This window comes from Pseudomonas sp. NBRC 111127, from assembly GCF_001320345.1.
Taxonomy (GTDB): domain Bacteria; phylum Pseudomonadota; class Gammaproteobacteria; order Pseudomonadales; family Pseudomonadaceae; genus Aquipseudomonas; species Aquipseudomonas juntendi.
The window spans coordinates 22142-38761 of sequence record NZ_BCBD01000039.1 but is presented as its reverse complement, the minus strand read 5'-3'; the positions used below and the strand labels follow the sequence as shown (position 1 = coordinate 38761).

15 protein-coding genes are annotated in these 16620 nt (G+C 62.3%); 10 read left to right on the top strand and 5 right to left on the bottom strand.

The annotated features are described in order from the left end of the window. Positions 1-922: AraC family transcriptional regulator (locus tag APH30_RS10045; protein ID WP_054912429.1), on the bottom strand; the 922-nt coding region annotated here is incomplete at its 3' end. A 234-nt stretch (positions 923-1156) separates the two neighbouring features. Then, a complete protein-coding gene (gene aspA / locus APH30_RS10040) occupies positions 1157-2581 on the bottom strand; it encodes an aspartate ammonia-lyase (protein WP_029886441.1) in 1425 nt (474 codons plus the stop codon). A gap of 182 nt (positions 2582-2763) precedes the next feature. Between aspA and APH30_RS10035 the strand changes: the two genes are divergently transcribed. Then, positions 2764-3669 (top strand): LysR substrate-binding domain-containing protein, encoded by a 906-nt coding sequence (locus tag APH30_RS10035; protein WP_161891645.1) that lies wholly within the window; start codon positions 2764-2766, stop codon positions 3667-3669. A 6-nt stretch (positions 3670-3675) separates the two neighbouring features. Here the strand turns inward: APH30_RS10035 and APH30_RS10030 are convergent, their stop codons facing one another. Then, positions 3676-4293: a hypothetical protein gene (locus APH30_RS10030; protein ID WP_156326421.1), complete on the bottom strand. Its 618-nt coding sequence runs from the start codon at positions 4291-4293 to the stop codon at positions 3676-3678. 269 nt (positions 4294-4562) lie between these two features. On the opposite strand from APH30_RS10030, the gene purE reads away from it, so the two are divergent. The 4 genes from purE (at position 4563) to APH30_RS10010 (ending at position 7071) form a co-directional block, all read left to right on the top strand. Then, positions 4563-5054, top strand: a complete 492-nt coding sequence (purE, locus tag APH30_RS10025) for a 5-(carboxyamino)imidazole ribonucleotide mutase (protein WP_009684500.1) — start codon at positions 4563-4565, stop codon at positions 5052-5054. 10 nt (positions 5055-5064) lie between these two features. After that, a complete protein-coding gene (locus APH30_RS10020; RefSeq protein WP_029886439.1) occupies positions 5065-6147 on the top strand; it encodes a 5-(carboxyamino)imidazole ribonucleotide synthase in 1083 nt (360 codons plus the stop codon). Between the two features lie 96 nt (positions 6148-6243). After that, entirely contained in the window at positions 6244-6489 is a 246-nt protein-coding gene (locus tag APH30_RS10015; protein ID WP_009684502.1) for a GlsB/YeaQ/YmgE family stress response membrane protein, read from the top strand. A 48-nt stretch (positions 6490-6537) separates the two neighbouring features. Next, positions 6538-7071, top strand: a complete 534-nt coding sequence (locus APH30_RS10010) for a DUF3299 domain-containing protein (protein ID WP_033690729.1) — start codon at positions 6538-6540, stop codon at positions 7069-7071. Between the two features lie 306 nt (positions 7072-7377). Here APH30_RS10010 and APH30_RS10005 read toward each other — a convergent pair whose 3' ends face one another. Together APH30_RS10005 and APH30_RS10000 are read right to left on the bottom strand one after the other, a co-directional pair. Continuing rightward, positions 7378-8274 carry a D-hexose-6-phosphate mutarotase gene (locus APH30_RS10005; protein ID WP_054912427.1) on the bottom strand — a complete coding sequence of 299 codons (897 nt, stop codon included), beginning with the start codon at positions 8272-8274 and terminating at the stop codon, positions 7378-7380. A 71-nt stretch (positions 8275-8345) separates the two neighbouring features. Beyond that, the gene (locus tag APH30_RS10000) at positions 8346-8744 is read right to left on the bottom strand and encodes an acyl-CoA thioesterase (RefSeq protein ID WP_003253317.1); all 399 of its coding nucleotides are present in this window, start codon (positions 8742-8744) and stop codon (positions 8346-8348) included. 361 nt (positions 8745-9105) lie between these two features. On the opposite strand from APH30_RS10000, the gene APH30_RS09995 reads away from it, so the two are divergent. The 5 genes from APH30_RS09995 (at position 9106) to pstB (ending at position 16586) form a co-directional block, all read left to right on the top strand. Continuing rightward, positions 9106-10395 (top strand): MFS transporter, encoded by a 1290-nt coding sequence (locus tag APH30_RS09995; protein WP_009684505.1) that lies wholly within the window; start codon positions 9106-9108, stop codon positions 10393-10395. Between the two features lie 141 nt (positions 10396-10536). Next, positions 10537-11535, top strand: coding sequence for a phosphate ABC transporter substrate-binding protein PstS (locus APH30_RS09990; protein ID WP_009684506.1), 999 nt, complete (start codon positions 10537-10539; stop codon positions 11533-11535). 139 nt (positions 11536-11674) lie between these two features. Continuing rightward, positions 11675-13963, top strand: coding sequence for an ABC transporter permease subunit (locus APH30_RS09985; RefSeq protein ID WP_054912426.1), 2289 nt, complete (start codon positions 11675-11677; stop codon positions 13961-13963). A gap of 71 nt (positions 13964-14034) precedes the next feature. Next, a complete protein-coding gene (gene pstA, locus APH30_RS09980) occupies positions 14035-15651 on the top strand; it encodes a phosphate ABC transporter permease PstA (RefSeq protein ID WP_174824186.1) in 1617 nt (538 codons plus the stop codon). Positions 15652-15752: 101 nt separating this feature from the next. After that, entirely contained in the window at positions 15753-16586 is an 834-nt protein-coding gene (gene pstB / locus APH30_RS09975) for a phosphate ABC transporter ATP-binding protein PstB (RefSeq protein WP_009684509.1), read from the top strand. Positions 16587-16620: the final 34 nt, after the last annotated feature.

Below are 16620 nucleotides of genomic sequence, written 5' to 3'. Positions count from 1 at the left end.
TGAACCCCAGGGTTTCGGCAATGCGGTAGATTGGCATCTGCTCATCGGCCAGCAACTGCTTGGCCCGCTCGAACCGCAGTTCGTCCAGCAGCTGCTGATAACTGCTACCCAGCGCCTGCAAATGCCGGCGCAGCGTGCGCGACGAGCAGTTCATCTGCCGCGCCAGCCCGTCCAGCCCTGGCGCGGCGTCCAGCTGTTGCGTGAGCAACTGGCGAATCCGCCCCAGCCAGGCCTGGCGACCCGTGAATTCCAGGTTCAGGCGCCGGCAGCGTTCGCTCATGGCTTTGTGGGTAATCGGGTCAGCCAACGGCAGCGGCGTATCCAGCCAGCGCCGCTCGAACGCAAAGGCATTGTCTTGCGCCGCAAACACCACGGGGCACTGGAACGCACCGGCATAGCGTGCATGGTAGTCAGGCCGAGGGTGCTCGAAGCGTGCCCCCAACAGCGGCAGCGGGCGGCCAAGCAGGTCGTCACAGATGACTTTCAGCGAAACCAGGCAGAACTCGGCATTGAAAGCGCTCAATGCCGGGTTGTCGTGGTACTCGCTGGCGCTGAACCAGACGCGTTGGCCATCGTCGCGCAAGCGCAGCGAGAAGACTGTTCCCAGCAGTGCCGGATACTGCAGCGCCAGGCGTAGGGCGTCACCCAAAGTGGCACTGGAGAGCAGGGCGTAACCGAGCATGCCATAGCACGACACATGCATGCGCTGACCCAGCTCCAGGCCGATGTCTTCGCGCCGGGCCACGGCGTTGGCACACACTTGCAGTTCCTGCTGTGTGGTGATACGCGCGTCGGCGTGCCCCAGGTCTGCCGGGCCAATGCCGCTACCGGCGAGCAGCGCCGAAGCCTCAGCACCGTCTGCCTGGAAGACGTTGAGTATCAGCGAAACCGCGTTGAGGGTGGTCAGGTGGCTGTGCAGCATGCTGGGTAATCCCGTGGGCCTGGAACACATTATGGAGCAAGTTGTGTGCCGATATTCAAAGGCCGCAGTGCAGCCCCTTTGCGGCGCCAGGCCGCTCCCACGTCTACCGGTGTAGGCAGGTCACGCGCCCGCGCAAGCCAGCAGGCAAAAAAAAGCCCGGTGCATAAGCCCGGGCTTGGAAAGGTTGAGAGGTGTCTAGTCCCTTAACCTGGTGAGACAGTGTGCAGCAGCCGGTTACGCCTTCAGCGGAACCAGGCGTGGCGCGATCATGTTTTCCGGACGCAGGATGTCGTTGAGCATTGCTTCGTCCAGCAGCTTCTCTTCACGCACCAGTTCCAGCACGCCGCGGCCGGTTTCCAGGGCAACGCGGGCGATACGGGTGGCGTTTTCGTAGCCGATGTATGGGTTCAGGGCGGTGACCAGGCCGATCGAGTGTTCGACCAGCTCACGGCAGCGCTGCTCGTTGGCGGTGATGCCGACGATGCAGTGCTCGCGCAGCATGTCCATGGCGCGTTGCAGCAGGCGGATCGAGTCGAAGATCTTGTAGGCGATCAGCGGCTCCATGACGTTCAGCTGCAGCTGGCCACCTTCGGCAGCAACGGTCAGGGCCAGGTCGTTGCCCATGATGGCGAAGGCGACTTGGTTGACGGCTTCCGGGATAACCGGGTTGACCTTGCCTGGCATGATCGAGCTGCCTGGTTGACGCGCTGGCAGGTTGATTTCGTTGATGCCGGTGCGTGGGCCGCTGGACAGCAGGCGCAGGTCGTTGCAGATCTTCGACAGTTTGACCGCGGTGCGCTTGAGCATGCCGGAGAACAGCACGAAGGCACCCATGTCGGAGGTGGCTTCGATCAGGTCGGCAGCCGGTACCAGCGGCTGGCCGCTGATGATTGCCAGGCGTTGTACGGCCAGGGCCTGGTAGCCAGGGTCGGCGTTGATGCCGGTGCCGATGGCGGTACCGCCCAAGTTGATTTCGGTCAGCAGCTCCGGCGCCAGCGAGCGCAGGCGCTGCAGGTCTTCGGTCATGGTGGTGGCGAAGGCACGGAATTCCTGGCCCAGGGTCATCGGCACGGCGTCCTGCAGCTGGGTGCGGCCCATCTTCAGTACGTGGTCGAATTCCTTGCCTTTGGCGGCGAATGCCTGGATCAGGCTTTCGAGGCTGGCCAGCAGGGCGTCGTGACCCAGCAGCAGGCCCAGGCGAATGGCCGTCGGGTAGGCGTCGTTGGTCGACTGCGCCATGTTCACATCGTTGTTCGGGTGCAGGTACTGGTACTCACCCTTCTGGTGGCCCATGGCCTCCAGCGCGATGTTGGCGATGACTTCGTTCGCGTTCATGTTGGTGGACGTACCGGCGCCACCCTGGATCATGTCGACCACGAACTGCTCGTGGTAGTCGCCCTTGATCAGGCGGCCGCAGGCGGCGCTGATGGCAGCATGCTTGGCATCGCTCAGGTGCCCCAGCTCACGGTTGGCGTCGGCAGCAGCCTGCTTGACCATCGCCAGGCCCACTACCAGTTTCGGGTAGTGCGACAGCGGAACACCGGAGAGGTGGAAGTTGTTGGCAGCGCGCAGGGTCTGGATGCCGTAGTAAGCATCGGCAGGTACTTCCAGGGTGCCCAACAGATCTTTTTCGACGCGGAACGATGCAGCAGCGGACATGATGTATATCATCTCGATGTTGACCCGGCACATGCCGGAATGGCGCCAATCCTAGGCCTTAAGGGGATTTTGCGGCCAATGCTGTTGCACGCTAACCTATGCACAAACGGCATAGTGATTCATGTGACGCCAATCGAAATTCGAGCGTGTTCCATTTTGGTGCACGACGGGAGATGTGCTTCGTGAACCTTGAAAGCAAATGGCTGGAAGATTTCAGTGCGCTGGCCGCCACCCGCAGTTTTTCCCAGGCGGCAGAGCGGCGCTTCGTCACCCAACCGGCCTTCAGTCGGCGTATCCGCAGCCTTGAGGCAGCGTTGGGCCTGCAGTTGGTGAACCGTTCCCGCACGCCGATAGAGCTGACCGAGGCAGGGCAGCTGTTTCTGGTTACCGCGCGCACGGTTGTCGACCAGTTGGGTGAAATTCTCCGCCATTTGCATCACTTGGAAGGTGGCCAGGGGGAGGTGATTCAGGTGGCTGCAGCGCACTCGTTGGCGTCGGGCTTTTTCCCGCGTTGGGTAGCGCAGCTGCGTAATGACGGCCTGAATATCGCCACTCGCCTGGTTGCGACTAACGTGGGGGATGCCGTGCATGCACTGCGCGAGGGCGGTTGCGACCTGATGCTGGCGTTCTACGACCCGGACGCCGCCTTGCAGATGGATGCCGAGATCTTCCCGTCGCTGCACATGGGCAATACCGAAATGGTGCCGGTATGCGCGGTGGGCGCCGACGGCAGGCCCATGTTCGACCTGGAAGGTGAAAGTAGCGTGCCACTGCTGGCTTATACCGCAGGGGCCTTCCTCGGGCGGTCGGTCAACCTGCTGCTGCGCCAGCGCAATGTGCGCTATACCACCGTTTATGAAACCGCCATGGCGGACAGCCTCAAGAGCATGGCGTTGGAAGGCATGGGCATCGCCTGGGTGCCGCGGCTTTCGATGCGGGGTGAGCTGGAACGCGGTGAATTGGCGATCTGCGGAGGCAGCCAGTGGCATGTACCACTGGAAATCCGCCTGTACCGCTGTGCCCTGGTGCGCAAGGCCAATGTGCGGCTACTCTGGCGCAAGCTGGAAAATACGCCTGCGCCAGAGTGAGCCTCTTCAGTTACGAAGCGCGTGATCAAGGTGATTGGCGATGGTCGCTCTGTTCTGGTCGCTGTAGCGGTAGCAATTGGCCCGAAGCGAGAAGCGGGCCGGATAAACAAAGGTCTCGCATGGCCATGGGTTGTAGCGTATCTCTGCTGCCTCGTGATTGGCGTTCATCAAGTGACCCAGTTCATGCCCCAGGGTGCCATAGCTGGTCAGTGAGGCGATCGCGTGGGCATAGCCCAATTTGGCCAGGCCAAGGTATTCTTCGCCTTCGCTATTGATGCCGAAACTATCGCGCGTCAGCAAAATCGATTTCTGCCACCTGAACTGTGGATGCGCTGCAGCGGTGAAGACCCTGTGGGTCTCTTCTGGAGGCATCTGGCGATAAGGAATATCGGTAATGCCTGCAACATCACGCGCGAAGACGATCTCAATTGAGTGATCGCTGATTCTGCGCATTTCTTCCAGCCACGGCTGCACGTAGTCTTTATCGATCTGTTTGTTGCTGACATCGGCTAGTTCATCGTGCGGATAGATAGTAACCACCAAGGTTCTCGCAGCCCATGTGGGGGAGGCCTGAAGGGCCATCGTCATGTAAACCAGCAGTGAGGCAAGAAATGATCTGGCCATCTTTTTCTCCGAGAAGGTTGAACAGTGGTGTTCAATCCTCTTGCAACTGCCGTTACGCATCGCAGCCGGAAAAAGTTGTCCCGCGAGACAGCTTGCCCTTTTATCTGTCATGTGCTTGCAGGGGTGGGCGGCCCGCCTGCAAGTACGCTACAATCCCGCGCCTTCGGCCACCGGGCCGATTAGAATCCGTATGACAAGCCACGCCGGCCTACCCGCGTGGCTTGTTGCTTTATAGCGCGCCAGAAGGCGCTTGCAGGAGAGGCTCGACGATGAGTGCACTGGTTGGCGTGATCATGGGCTCCAAGTCCGATTGGTCCACCCTTAGCCACACCGCCGATATGCTGGAAAAACTCGGCATTCCCTACGAAGTGAAGGTGGTGTCCGCCCACCGCACCCCGGATCTGCTGTTCCAGTACGCCGAAGAGGCCGAGGGCCGGGGCATCGAGGTGATCATCGCGGGTGCTGGTGGCGCTGCCCACCTGCCGGGCATGTGCGCCGCCAAGACCCACCTGCCGGTGCTGGGCGTGCCGGTGCAGTCGTCGATGCTCTCGGGCGTCGACTCGCTGCTGTCGATCGTGCAGATGCCCGCCGGCGTACCGGTTGCCACCCTGGCCATCGGCCGTGCGGGTGCAGTCAATGCGGCGCTGTTGTCGGCCAGCATCCTGGGCGCCAAATACCCGCAATTCCACGCTGCGCTGAAGCAATTCCGCACGGAACAGACCGACACCGTGCTGGACAACCCAGACCCGCGCCAGGCTTGAGGCTCAACCCATGAAGATCGGTGTAATCGGTGGCGGCCAGCTGGGCCGCATGCTGGCCCTGGCGGGTACCCCGCTGGGCATGAATTTCGCTTTCCTCGACCCGGCGCCAGATGCTTGCGCTGCGCCTCTGGGCGAGCACCTGCGGGCCGATTACGGCGATCAGGAGCACCTACGCCAGTTGGCTGACGAAGTTGACCTGGTGACCTTCGAGTTCGAGAGCGTCCCGGCCGAAACCGTGGCTTTCCTCTCGCAGTTCGTACCGGTCTACCCCAGTGCCGAAGCGCTGCGCATCGCCCGGGACCGCTTGTTCGAGAAAAGCATGTTCCGCGACCTGGGTATTCCTACCCCGGCTTTCGCCGACATCCTCTCGCAAGCCGACCTCGACGCCGCAGTCGCCAGCATCGGCCTGCCAGCCGTTTTGAAAACCCGTACCCTGGGTTACGACGGCAAGGGCCAGAAGGTGCTGCGCACGCCTGAGGACGTGGTTGATACCTTCGCCGAACTGGGCAGTGTGCCCTGCCTGCTGGAAGGCTTTGTACCCTTTACCGGCGAAGTCTCGCTGGTGGCCGTACGGGCCCGTGATGGCGAAACCCGCTTCTACCCGCTGGTGCACAACACCCACGAGAGCGGCATCCTGCGCCTGTCGGTGGCCAGCCAGGCACACCCGTTGCAGGCATTGGCTGAAGACTATGTAGGCCGTGTACTGCAAAAGCTGGAGTACGTGGGCGTGATGGCGTTCGAGTTCTTCGAAGTCGACGGTGGCCTGAAGGCCAACGAAATCGCCCCGCGCGTGCACAACTCCGGTCACTGGACCATCGAAGGTGCCGAATGCAGCCAGTTCGAGAACCACCTGCGCGCGGTGGCCGGCCTGCCGCTGGGCTCCACCGCCAAGGTGGGCGAAAGTGCGATGCTCAACTTCATCGGTGAAGTGCCTGCCGTGGACAAGGTGATCGCCATCGATGGCTGCCACCTGCACCACTACGGCAAGGCTTTCAAGGCCGGCCGCAAGGTTGGCCACGCCACCCTGCGCTGCCACGACATGGCTACCCTCGAGCGCAAAATTGCCGAGGTAGAGGCCCTGATCAGCAACTGATCGAACTTCTACCAGTGGCTTGCCCTCTGAAATGGCAACAAGCCGAAGTGCTGTCTAGGCTTTGACTTGTTCCATTTTCACTGCAGAGGGATTGCCATGGGCATCATCGGAACCATCTTCATCGGCCTCATCGTCGGCCTGCTGGCCCGCTTCATCAAACCAGGCGACGACAGCATGGGCTGGATCATGACCATCCTGCTGGGTATTGCCGGTTCGCTGTTGGCCACCTATGGCGGCCAGGCGCTGGGCATTTACCAGGCTGGGCAGGCAGCGGGCTTCTTCGGCGCGCTGGTCGGTGCCATTGTCCTTCTGGTGATCTACGGGTTCATCAAGAAACGCTGAATACCGGTTAGAATGCTCGGCAATTCCATCGAGTTGCCGAGCATTGTCATGCGTGCCTTTTTTCTCCTGCCCCTGCTGTTGGCCAGCACCCTGGCCCATGCCGAACTGCCTGAAACCGACTGGCTTGAACTGATGCCCAAGTCGGACCAGAAGGCGCTCGAGCAGATGCCCGAAATCGACCATAACTCGCCGGAAGCCATGGGTACCTTCACCGACAAGGGCGGCCTCAAGCAGAGCAAGGGTCTGCCGGCGGTGATGTATTCCACCAAGACCGTGCCAGCCATGAATGGCAAGGACATCCGCCTGGGCGGTTACCCGGTGCCGCTGGAAAGCGACGCCAAGGGTAACAGCACGTTGTTCTTCCTGGTGCCGTACCCGGGCGCGTGCATCCATGTACCGCCTCCGCCGCCCAATCAGCTGGTGCTGGTGCGCTACCCGAAAGGCCTGAAGATCGATGACATCTACACCCCACTGTGGGTCACCGGCAAATTGAAGGTGGAGAAGGTCAGCAATGATCTGGCCGATGCCGCCTATGCGCTGGATGCCGCAAAGGTGAGGGTGGTGGAAGACGCCGACCTCTGAGCCCTCGCCACACAAGGCCGCACCTGCAACGGCACGCGATCGCCAGTAGGAGCAACTGTCTTTCCCAAAATTTGAAAAGCCTGCGCGATTCATTGTGGGAGCGGGCTTGCCCGCGAAGCAGGCGACGCGGTGTCTGGCACCGGCTGCGCCGGTGTTCGCGGGCACGCCCGCTCCCACAAGTGGAACGGTGAATGACAGCTTCTGCTCCTGCTCGTGCTCTAGGCACCTGCGGCTGCAGATTCTAATCCCCTCTCAAGACACAAGCGGCCTTGTGTCGCGAAAGGACCGCGCAGCGGTCCCGGGTACTCAAAGCGCTTCGCTAGCCAGCACCACGCCCAGCGAATGACTGGCCCCAGGCTTCAACTCCACCAGGTCATCCCACACATTCGCCGTCTCGATGCACAGCATCCGTTGCCAACCCTCATCGGCCATGTCCGGCAGCTCCCTGGCCCGTTCGGTCCAGGGGTTCCAGATAACCGCCGAACGCGAGCCACTGCTGGTCAGGGTTATCCGCCGGTTCCAGTGCGGGTCGACAATGCTCAGCGTTTGCGGGGCGCCGAGGTAGATCCGGTCAGTCTCCCCGGTGAACGTGAGCGGCCCCTGCTGCTGGCGCTGCTGCCAGTCAGCCAAGGTTTCGATGTAACTCAGCCCCTCCACCCCTTCGACCTGGACCTGGCGCACGTCACTGACCGCAAAGTAGCTGTGCAGGGCTTGGCTGATGGTGACTGGTGCAGTGCCCACGTTGCGACTGGTGAGGTTCAGTTTCAGGTCCTCGCCAAGCGCTATCACCAGTTTCAGTTCGACTGAATGCGGCCAGTCGGGCAGTTGACCCTGCGCTTCTGGCAGCGCGAATTCGATCTGCAGTTGCTGGCCGACTTCCTCGATACCCAGCAATTGCCAGTCTCGGGCGCGCGCAAGGCCGTGGGCAGGCGCCTGCGCACCGTTGTACATGGCCTGCACAGCCTGGGGGTTACGCTGCAGGTTGCCGAACCACGGCCAGCACACGGGTACCCCGGCGCGCACCGACTTGCCCTTGCCGAAGATGGCCTGGTCGCTCAGCCACAGCAGTGGCGGCTCGCCCACCCGCTGGTAGCTGAGGATCTGTGCGCCCTGTTGGGCGATCAGGAGTTCGGCGTGGTCGCTGCTGATACGCCAGCAGTTCAGTTCGCCATGTTGCTCGGTTACGACCTGGAAGGTTGCCATTGCACTTGTCTCATTGATTGCCAGTGGGCCTTGGACCCGGGCACCTGCAATGAGTTTACCGCCGGCAAGGCTCAGCGACGAGGCACCGAGCGCGTGCGACCGCTGCCGTCGATGGCGACGAAGACGAATACCGCCTCGGTGACCTTGCGCCATTCGCTGGACAGCGGGTCGTCGCTCCACACTTCGACCATCATCTGGATCGAGCTACGGCCGATTTCCAGGGTCTGGGTATAGAACGACAGCTGCGCGCCCACGGCGACCGGCACGAGGAACGCCATGCGGTCGATGGCCACGGTGGCTACCCGGCCACCGGCGACACGGCTGGCCATGGCAGTGCCGGCCAGGTCCATCTGGGCGACCAGCCAGCCGCCGAAGATGTCGCCAAACCCATTGGTCTCGCGCGGGAGTGCAGTGATCTGCAAGGCCAGGTCGCCCTGCGGGATAGGATCTTCTTGTTCGAGCTCAATCATGCGATGGGGCCTCTGACCCGTGACGCTTTCGTTGGTGTGGCGCAAGGGCCGGGTAAACGATTCAGCTTGAAACATACTACGCCGATTTCGTTTCACTGGGCGGCCGTAGGGAAACTCTGCGAAACCGCCTGACAATAAAGACCGGCGTTTTCGCACAACATCCCACATTAGGCGCAACCTTTTCCTACGAGTTGCCAGTATATAGAGCATAACGGCCAGCGACGACCGCACATTCGTGAATATCTGTAGGGTTTTGGTAGCGCTATCAGCACGCCTCGGCAATTTGCTATCTTCGCTGGTCTCCCAATCCAGAAGCCGCGCGCCCAGCGGCCTGCATGCCCCACAAAGAGAACAACCAGCGATGACTTCCGTGCCGAGCAGTATCGAGCAGCCCTCGCGGCCGCTGACCCGCAGTGACTACAAGACCCTCTCACTGTCCGCACTGGGCGGGGCGCTGGAGTTCTACGACTTCATCATCTTCGTGTTCTTCGCCACGGTGGTCGGCAAGCTGTTCTTCCCGGCCGACATGCCCGAGTGGCTGCGCCTGATGCAAACCTTCGGCATCTTCGCGGCCGGTTACCTGGCGCGGCCGCTGGGCGGCATCATCATGGCCCACTTTGGCGACCTGCTCGGGCGCAAGAAGATGTTCACCCTGAGCATTTTCATGATGGCCCTGCCGACGCTGATCATGGGTCTGCTGCCAACGTATGCCCAGATCGGCATGTGGGCACCGATCCTGCTGCTGCTGATGCGGGTTATCCAGGGCGCTGCGATCGGAGGGGAAGTGCCGGGCGCCTGGGTGTTCGTTTCCGAGCACGTACCGGCGCGTAACACCGGTTACGCCTGCGGCACCCTCACGGCCGGCCTGACTTCGGGCATTCTGCTGGGGTCGCTGGTCGCCACGCTGATCAACACAGTTTACAGCCCTGCAGAAGTCGCGGATTACGCCTGGCGCATCCCCTTCCTGCTGGGTGGTGTGTTCGGCCTGTTCTCGGTCTACCTGCGCCGCTGGCTGCACGAAACACCGGTATTCGCCGAGATGCAGCAGCGCAAGGCCCTGGCAGAAGAGCTCCCGCTGCGTGCGGTGCTGCGCGACCATCGTGGCGCGATCATCTTGTCGATGCTGCTGACCTGGATGCTGTCGGCGGCCATCGTCGTGCTCATCCTGATGACCCCGGCGCTGTTGCAGAGCATCTACCACATCAGCCCCACCGACTCGCTCAAGGCCAACAGCCTGGCCATCGTGCTGCTCAGCTTCGGCTGCATCAGCGCTGGCAGCCTGGCGGACCGATTTGGCGCGGGCCGAGTGTTCGTGATTGGCAGCCTGTTGCTGCTGATAACCTCCTGGAGCTTCTACCACAGCTTGCCAACCCGGCCCGAGTTGCTGTTCCCGCTGTATGCGGTAACCGGCCTGTGCGTGGGGGTGATCGGCGCGGTGCCTTATGTGATGGTCAAGGCGTTCCCGGCGGTGGTGCGCTTCAGTGGGTTGTCGTTCTCGTACAACGTGGCCTACGCGATCTTTGGCGGGCTGACGCCGATGGTGGTGACGGCGCTGCTCAAGATCAGCCCCATGGCGCCGGCCTACTATGTGGCGGGGTTGTGTGCCGTCGGGCTGGGCGTAGGGGTTTATCTGCTCGCCAACAAACGCTGAGCTGCGCTGGCGGTTGGCGCGGCCCTACAAATGATGGCCTTTAATCCATTTGTCACAATTAGGTCATATCGTGTTCATGCGGCCTGCCGATACTGGGGCCCGTTCCATCCAGCACCCCAATATTCCTGCTAGGAGCAAGGCATGAAACTGAAGCGTTTGATGGCGGCCCTCACGTTCGCCGCCGCTGGCGTTGCAACCGCCAACGCGGTAGCCGCTGTCGATCCTGCGATCCCGACGTACACCAAGACCACCGGTGTTTCGGGCAACCTCTCCAGCGTCGGCTCCGACACCCTGGCCAACTTGATGACGCTGTGGGCCGAGGCCTACAAGAAGGAATATCCGAACGTAAACATCCAGATCCAGGCGGCGGGTTCCTCCACCGCGCCACCTGCGCTGACCGAAGGCACTGCCAACCTCGGCCCGATGAGCCGCAAGATGAAGGACGTCGAGCTGCAAGCCTTCGAGCAGAAGTACGGCTACAAACCGACCGCTATTCCCGTTGCCGTCGACGCCCTGGCCGTGTTCGTGCACAAGGACAACCCGATCAAGGGCCTGACCATGGCGCAGGTCGATGCTATCTTCTCCTCGACCCGCTTGTGTGGGGGCAAGGCCGAGGTCAAGACCTGGGGTGATGTAGGTGTGACCGGCGACCTGGCCAACAAGCCGATCCAGCTGTTCGGCCGCAACTCGGTCTCCGGTACCTATGGCTACTTCAAAGAAGAGGCCCTGTGCAAAGGCGACTTCAAGCCTAACGTCAACGAACAGCCTGGTTCGGCCTCGGTCGTGCAGTCGATCAGCTCTTCGCTCAACGGCATCGGTTACTCGGGCATCGGCTACAAGACCGCCAGCGTCAAGACCGTAGCCCTGGCCAAGAAAGAAGGCAGTGCGTTCGTTGAAGACAACGAAGCCAACGCCCTGAACGGCACCTACCCACTGTCGCGCTTCCTGTACGTGTACGTGAACAAGGCGCCGAACAAGCCACTGGCACCGCTGGAAGCCGAGTTCGTCAAGCTGGTGCTGTCGCAGGCTGGGCAGCAGGTGGTGGTCAAGGACGGCTACATTCCGCTGCCGGCCAAGGTCGTCGACAAGACCCTGGCAGATTTGGGCCTGTCGCATGCCGGTAGCGTTGCCAAGCAGTAAGTAATTGCAGGGGAGGCCGGTGCCACCGCCCGGCCTCTTCCACGAATTCCCGGCCCGAAGCCAGGTAACCTGTGCGGCGGGCTTTCGCGCGTCACCATTTTGTAATGTTTTTGTCACACGGGACCGCTAGGGTGTGCGCATGAATGATCTGGCCAACTCCAACATGACCCAAAAACCCCAGCCCGTGCGCATTGACTTCAATACGCCCGAGTTGCAACGCAAGCGCCGCTTGCGCGCGCTCAAGGACCGCCTGACCCGCTGGTATGTGCTGGTGGGCGGCCTTGCCGTTTTGGCCGCCATTACGTTGATCTTCTTCTACCTGGCTTATGTAGTGCTGCCGCTGTTCCAGGGCGCCGAGCTGACGCGCAAGCAAGCCCTGCAGCCAACCTGGCTGCAGCAGGATGCCGGCAAGCCGCTGATGATCGCGCTGGAAGAGCAGAACCTGGTGGGCATGCGGGTTTCGGACAAAGGCCAGGCGTTGTTCTTCGATGCCAAGACCGGCCAAGCGCTCAAGCGCATCGACCTGCCGGTACCAGCCGGTACCCAGGTCACCTCGATCGGGGCCGACCAGCCGGGCAGCCCGCTGGTGGTGCTGGGCCTGTCCAACGGTCAGGCGCTGGTGTTCCACCACGCCTACAAGATCACCTACCCGGACAACCAGAAGGCGATTACCGCCAGCATCGACTACCCCTACGGCGAGCAGCCATTCGTGCTCGACGAGCAGGGTCGTGCGTTGGAGCACGTGAGCGTCAATGCCAACGGTGACACTCTGGTGCTGGCCGGCTCCACCGGTGCGCAACTGCAGGTGCTGGAGTTGACGCGTAGCGAGAACATGCTGACCGAAGAAGTCACCACGGAGCAGAACCGCATCGTCCTGCCGCAGATGACCGAGGTGGTGAAGAACATTTTCATCGATCCGCGGCAGCACTGGCTGTACGTGATCAACGGCCGGGCCACGGCCGACGTGTTCAGCCTGCGCGACAAGAGCCTCAACGGTCGCTATAAACTGGCCGACAGTGCCGACACCGAAGTGACCGCCACGGGGCAACTGGTGGGCGGCATTTCGCTGATCGTCGGTGACTCCAGGGGCGGCCTGGCCCAGTGGTTCATGGCCCGCGACCCGGACGGCGAATCGCGCCTCAAGCAGATCCGTACCTTCCAGCTGGGCAAGGCACCGATCGTGCAGATCGACGCCGAAGAGCGCCGCAAGGGCTTCATCGCGCTCGACGCGAACGGCCAGCTGGGTGTGTTCCACAGTACGGCGCACCGTACGCTGCTGGTCGAGCCCGTCGCCGAAGGCCCGGGCATCCTGGCCCTGTCGCCGCGTGCCAACCGTATCATCATCGAACAAGGCGGCAAGCTGCTGCCGCTGAGCCTGCGCAACCCGCACCCGGAAATTTCCTTCAGCGCGTTGTGGGGCAAGGTCTGGTACGAGAACTACGACGAGCCTAAGTACGTCTGGCAGTCGACCGCTTCCAACACCGACTTCGAGCCCAAGCTCAGCCTGTCGCCGCTGACCTTCGGTACCCTCAAGGCCGCGTTCTACGCCATGATCCTGGCAGCCCCGCTGGCGGTCGCGGCCGCCATCTATACCGCTTACTTCATGGCCCCGGGCATGCGGCGCAAGGTCAAGCCGGTGATCGAACTGATGGAGGCGATGCCGACGGTGATCCTCGGTTTCTTCGCCGGCCTGTTCCTTGCCCCCTACCTGGAAGGTCACCTGCCGGGGGTCTTCAGCCTGTTCCTGCTGATGCCGTTCGGCATTCTGCTGGTGGGCTTCACCTGGACCCGCCTGCCAGAGGCGATACGCCTGCGTGTACCTGACGGCTGGGAAGCGGCGATACTGATCCCGGTAATCCTGCTGATCGGCTGGTTCGCCCTGGCCATGAGCCCGCACCTGGAAAACTGGTTCTTTGCTGGCGACATGCGCCTGTGGATCACCAACGATCTGGGCATCACCTATGACCAGCGCAATGCCCTGGTGGTCGGCATCGCCATGGGCTTCGCGGTCATCCCCAACATCTACTCCATCGCCGAAGACGCCGTGTTCAGCGTGCCGCGCAGCCTCACCCTGGGCTCGCTGGCGCTGGGCGCCACCCCCTGGCAGACCCTGACCCGCGTGGTCATCCTGACTGCCAGCCCGGGCATCTTCTCGGCGCTGATGATCGGCATGGGCCGCGCAGTGGGCGAAACCATGATCGTGCTGATGGCCACCGGCAATACGCCGGTGATGGAAATGAACCTGTTCGAGGGCATGCGCACCCTGGCCGCCAACGTGGCCGTGGAAATGCCCGAATCGGAAGTCGGCGGCAGCCACTACCGCGTGCTGTTCCTGGCCGCGCTGGTATTGCTGATGTTCACCTTCGTCATGAACACCTTGGCCGAGCTGATTCGCCAGCGTCTGCGCAAGAAATACTCGTCGCTTTGATAGAAAGGTAGCGATCCGTGAAAAAGGATTCCCTCAAAGGCTGGTTCAAGAGCGGCGCCCCCGGTGTGTGGATGAGCGGCGGCGCAGTGGCCATGGCGGTGATCATGACCGTTGGCCTGCTGGCGGTCATCGCCGTGCGCGGCCTGGGCCACTTCTGGCCGGCCGACCTGGTACAGGCCACCTACCAGGTGCCGGGCCAGGCTGGCCAGGTGGTGATTGGCGAAGTGGTGCAGCAGGAGGACGTGCCGCGTGCCCGCCTCAAAGGTGCCGGCCTGCCGGTACCGGACCAGGGCCCGGAGTTCATGAGCCGTGAACTGATCAAGGTGGGTAACCGCGACCTCTATGGCAGCGATTTCACCTGGGTGGTCGGCGATTGGCTGGTCGACGAGCAGCGCCCGGCCGACCTGATGGCCCTGGAGCGCCGCGAGTGGGGCAACTTCTATGGCTACCTGGTCAGCGTCAAGGAACAGGGCCGGGTGGTTGCCGAAGGCCCGGCTGCCTGGAGCGAGTTGCAAGCGCGGCTCAAGCGTGCCAACCAGCTCAACGGTGAATTGCAGCAACTGGAGAAGAAAGACATCGGGGCCATCAACCATGGCCTGGAGCGCCTGCGGCTGCACGCCCGCAAGCTGGAGCTGGACGGCAAGCTGGACGCTACCGCCCAGGCGGACATGGACGCCGAGCGCGCCGAACTGAACAGCCGCTACCAGGCTATCGAAGCGCGCCTCGGCGGCCTGCACCAGGCACTCGCGCGTGACAGCCTGGTGGCCCGCGATGGCAACGGCCGTGAAGTGGAAATCAGCCTGAACAAGGTGGTGCACGCCCTCCAGCCAAACGGCATGTCTGCTTTTACCAAGCTGCGCACCTACTTTGCCAAGGTCTGGGAATTCCTGAGCGACGACCCGCGTGAAGCCAACACCGAGGGCGGCATCTTCCCGGCCATCTTCGGTACCGTGATGATGACCCTGATCATGGCCGTGATCGTCACCCCGTTCGGCGTGCTTGCGGCAGTCTACTTGCGTGAATACGCAAGGCAGGGGCCGGTAACCCGGCTGATCCGCATTGCCGTGAACAACCTGGCGGGGGTGCCGGCGATCGTCTACGGCGTATTTGGCTTGGGTTTCTTCGTGTATGTGCTAGGTGGCTCGATCGACCGCCTGTTCTTCCCCGAAGCGCTGCCCGCGCCAACCCTGGGTACACCAGGCTTGCTGTGGGCGTCGCTGACCCTGGCGCTGCTGGCAGTGCCTGTGGTGATCGTGGCCACCGAAGAAGGCCTGGCGCGCATCCCGCGTACGGTGCGTGAAGGCTCGCTGGCGCTGGGTGCGACCAAGGCCGAAACGCTGTGGCGGATTGTGTTGCCCATGGCCAGCCCGGCGATGATGACCGGCATGATCCTCGCCGTGGCCCGCGCTGCGGGCGAAGTGGCGCCGCTGATGCTGGTGGGTGTGGTGAAGCTGGCGCCGTCGCTGCCGGTTGACGGTAACTACCCGTACCTGCACCTGGACCAGAAGATCATGCACCTGGGCTTCCACATCTATGACGTCGGCTTCCAGAGCCCCAACGTCGAAGCCGCGCGGCCGCTGGTCTACGCCACGGCGCTGTTGCTGGTGCTGGTGATCGCGGCCCTGAACCTGTCGGCGGTATGGATCCGCAACCACCTGCGCGAAAAGTACAAGGCGCTGGACAGCTGATTGAAGCTTTAAGCCACAAGCGGCAAGCTCCAAGCAGATTGCCGCTTTGCCCAAACTTGCAGCTTGCAGCTCGAAGCTTGCAGCTACAAACGGAGTCAACCATGCAGAACGAATCCCACACCCACGGCATCGACATGTCTGCCCTGGGCCGCAGCAAGCAGGGCCTGCGCCTGGCCGAAGAAACCGTGGCCATCGAGGTACCGGGGCTAAGCCTGTTCTACGGCGACAAGCAGGCCTTGTTCGATGTCAGCATGAACATTCCCAAGCAGCGCGTGACCGCGTTCATTGGCCCCTCCGGTTGCGGCAAGTCGACCTTGTTGCGCACGTTCAACCGCATGAACGACCTGGTTGACGGTTGCCGCGTACAGGGTGCCGTGAACTTGTATGGCAACAACATCTACCGCAAGGGCGAAGATGTCGCCGAGCTGCGCCGCCGTGTGGGCATGGTGTTCCAGAAGCCCAACCCGTTTCCCAAGACCATTTACGAGAACGTGGTATATGGCCTGCGCATTCAGGGCATCAACAAGAAGCGCGTGCTCGACGAGGCCGTCGAGTGGGCGTTGAAGGCCGCGGCGCTGTGGGACGAGGTCAAGGACCGCCTGCACGAGTCGGCCCTGGGCCTGTCTGGTGGCCAGCAGCAACGCCTGGTCATCGCCCGCACCATCGCCGTGGAGCCTGAGGTGCTGCTGCTGGATGAGCCGTGCTCGGCGCTGGACCCTATCTCGACCCTCAAGGTCGAGGAACTGATCTACGAACTCAAAGCCAAGTACACCATCGTCATCGTGACCCACAACATGCAGCAGGCTGCCCGTGTTTCGGACTACACCGCGTTCATGTACATGGGCAAGCTGGTCGAGTTTGGCGACACCGATACCCTGTTCACCAACCCGGCGAAGAAGCAGACCGAAGACTACATCACTGGGCGCTACGGCTAAGAGCGCCTTTGGCGCAGCTGCAAGCTTCGAGCTG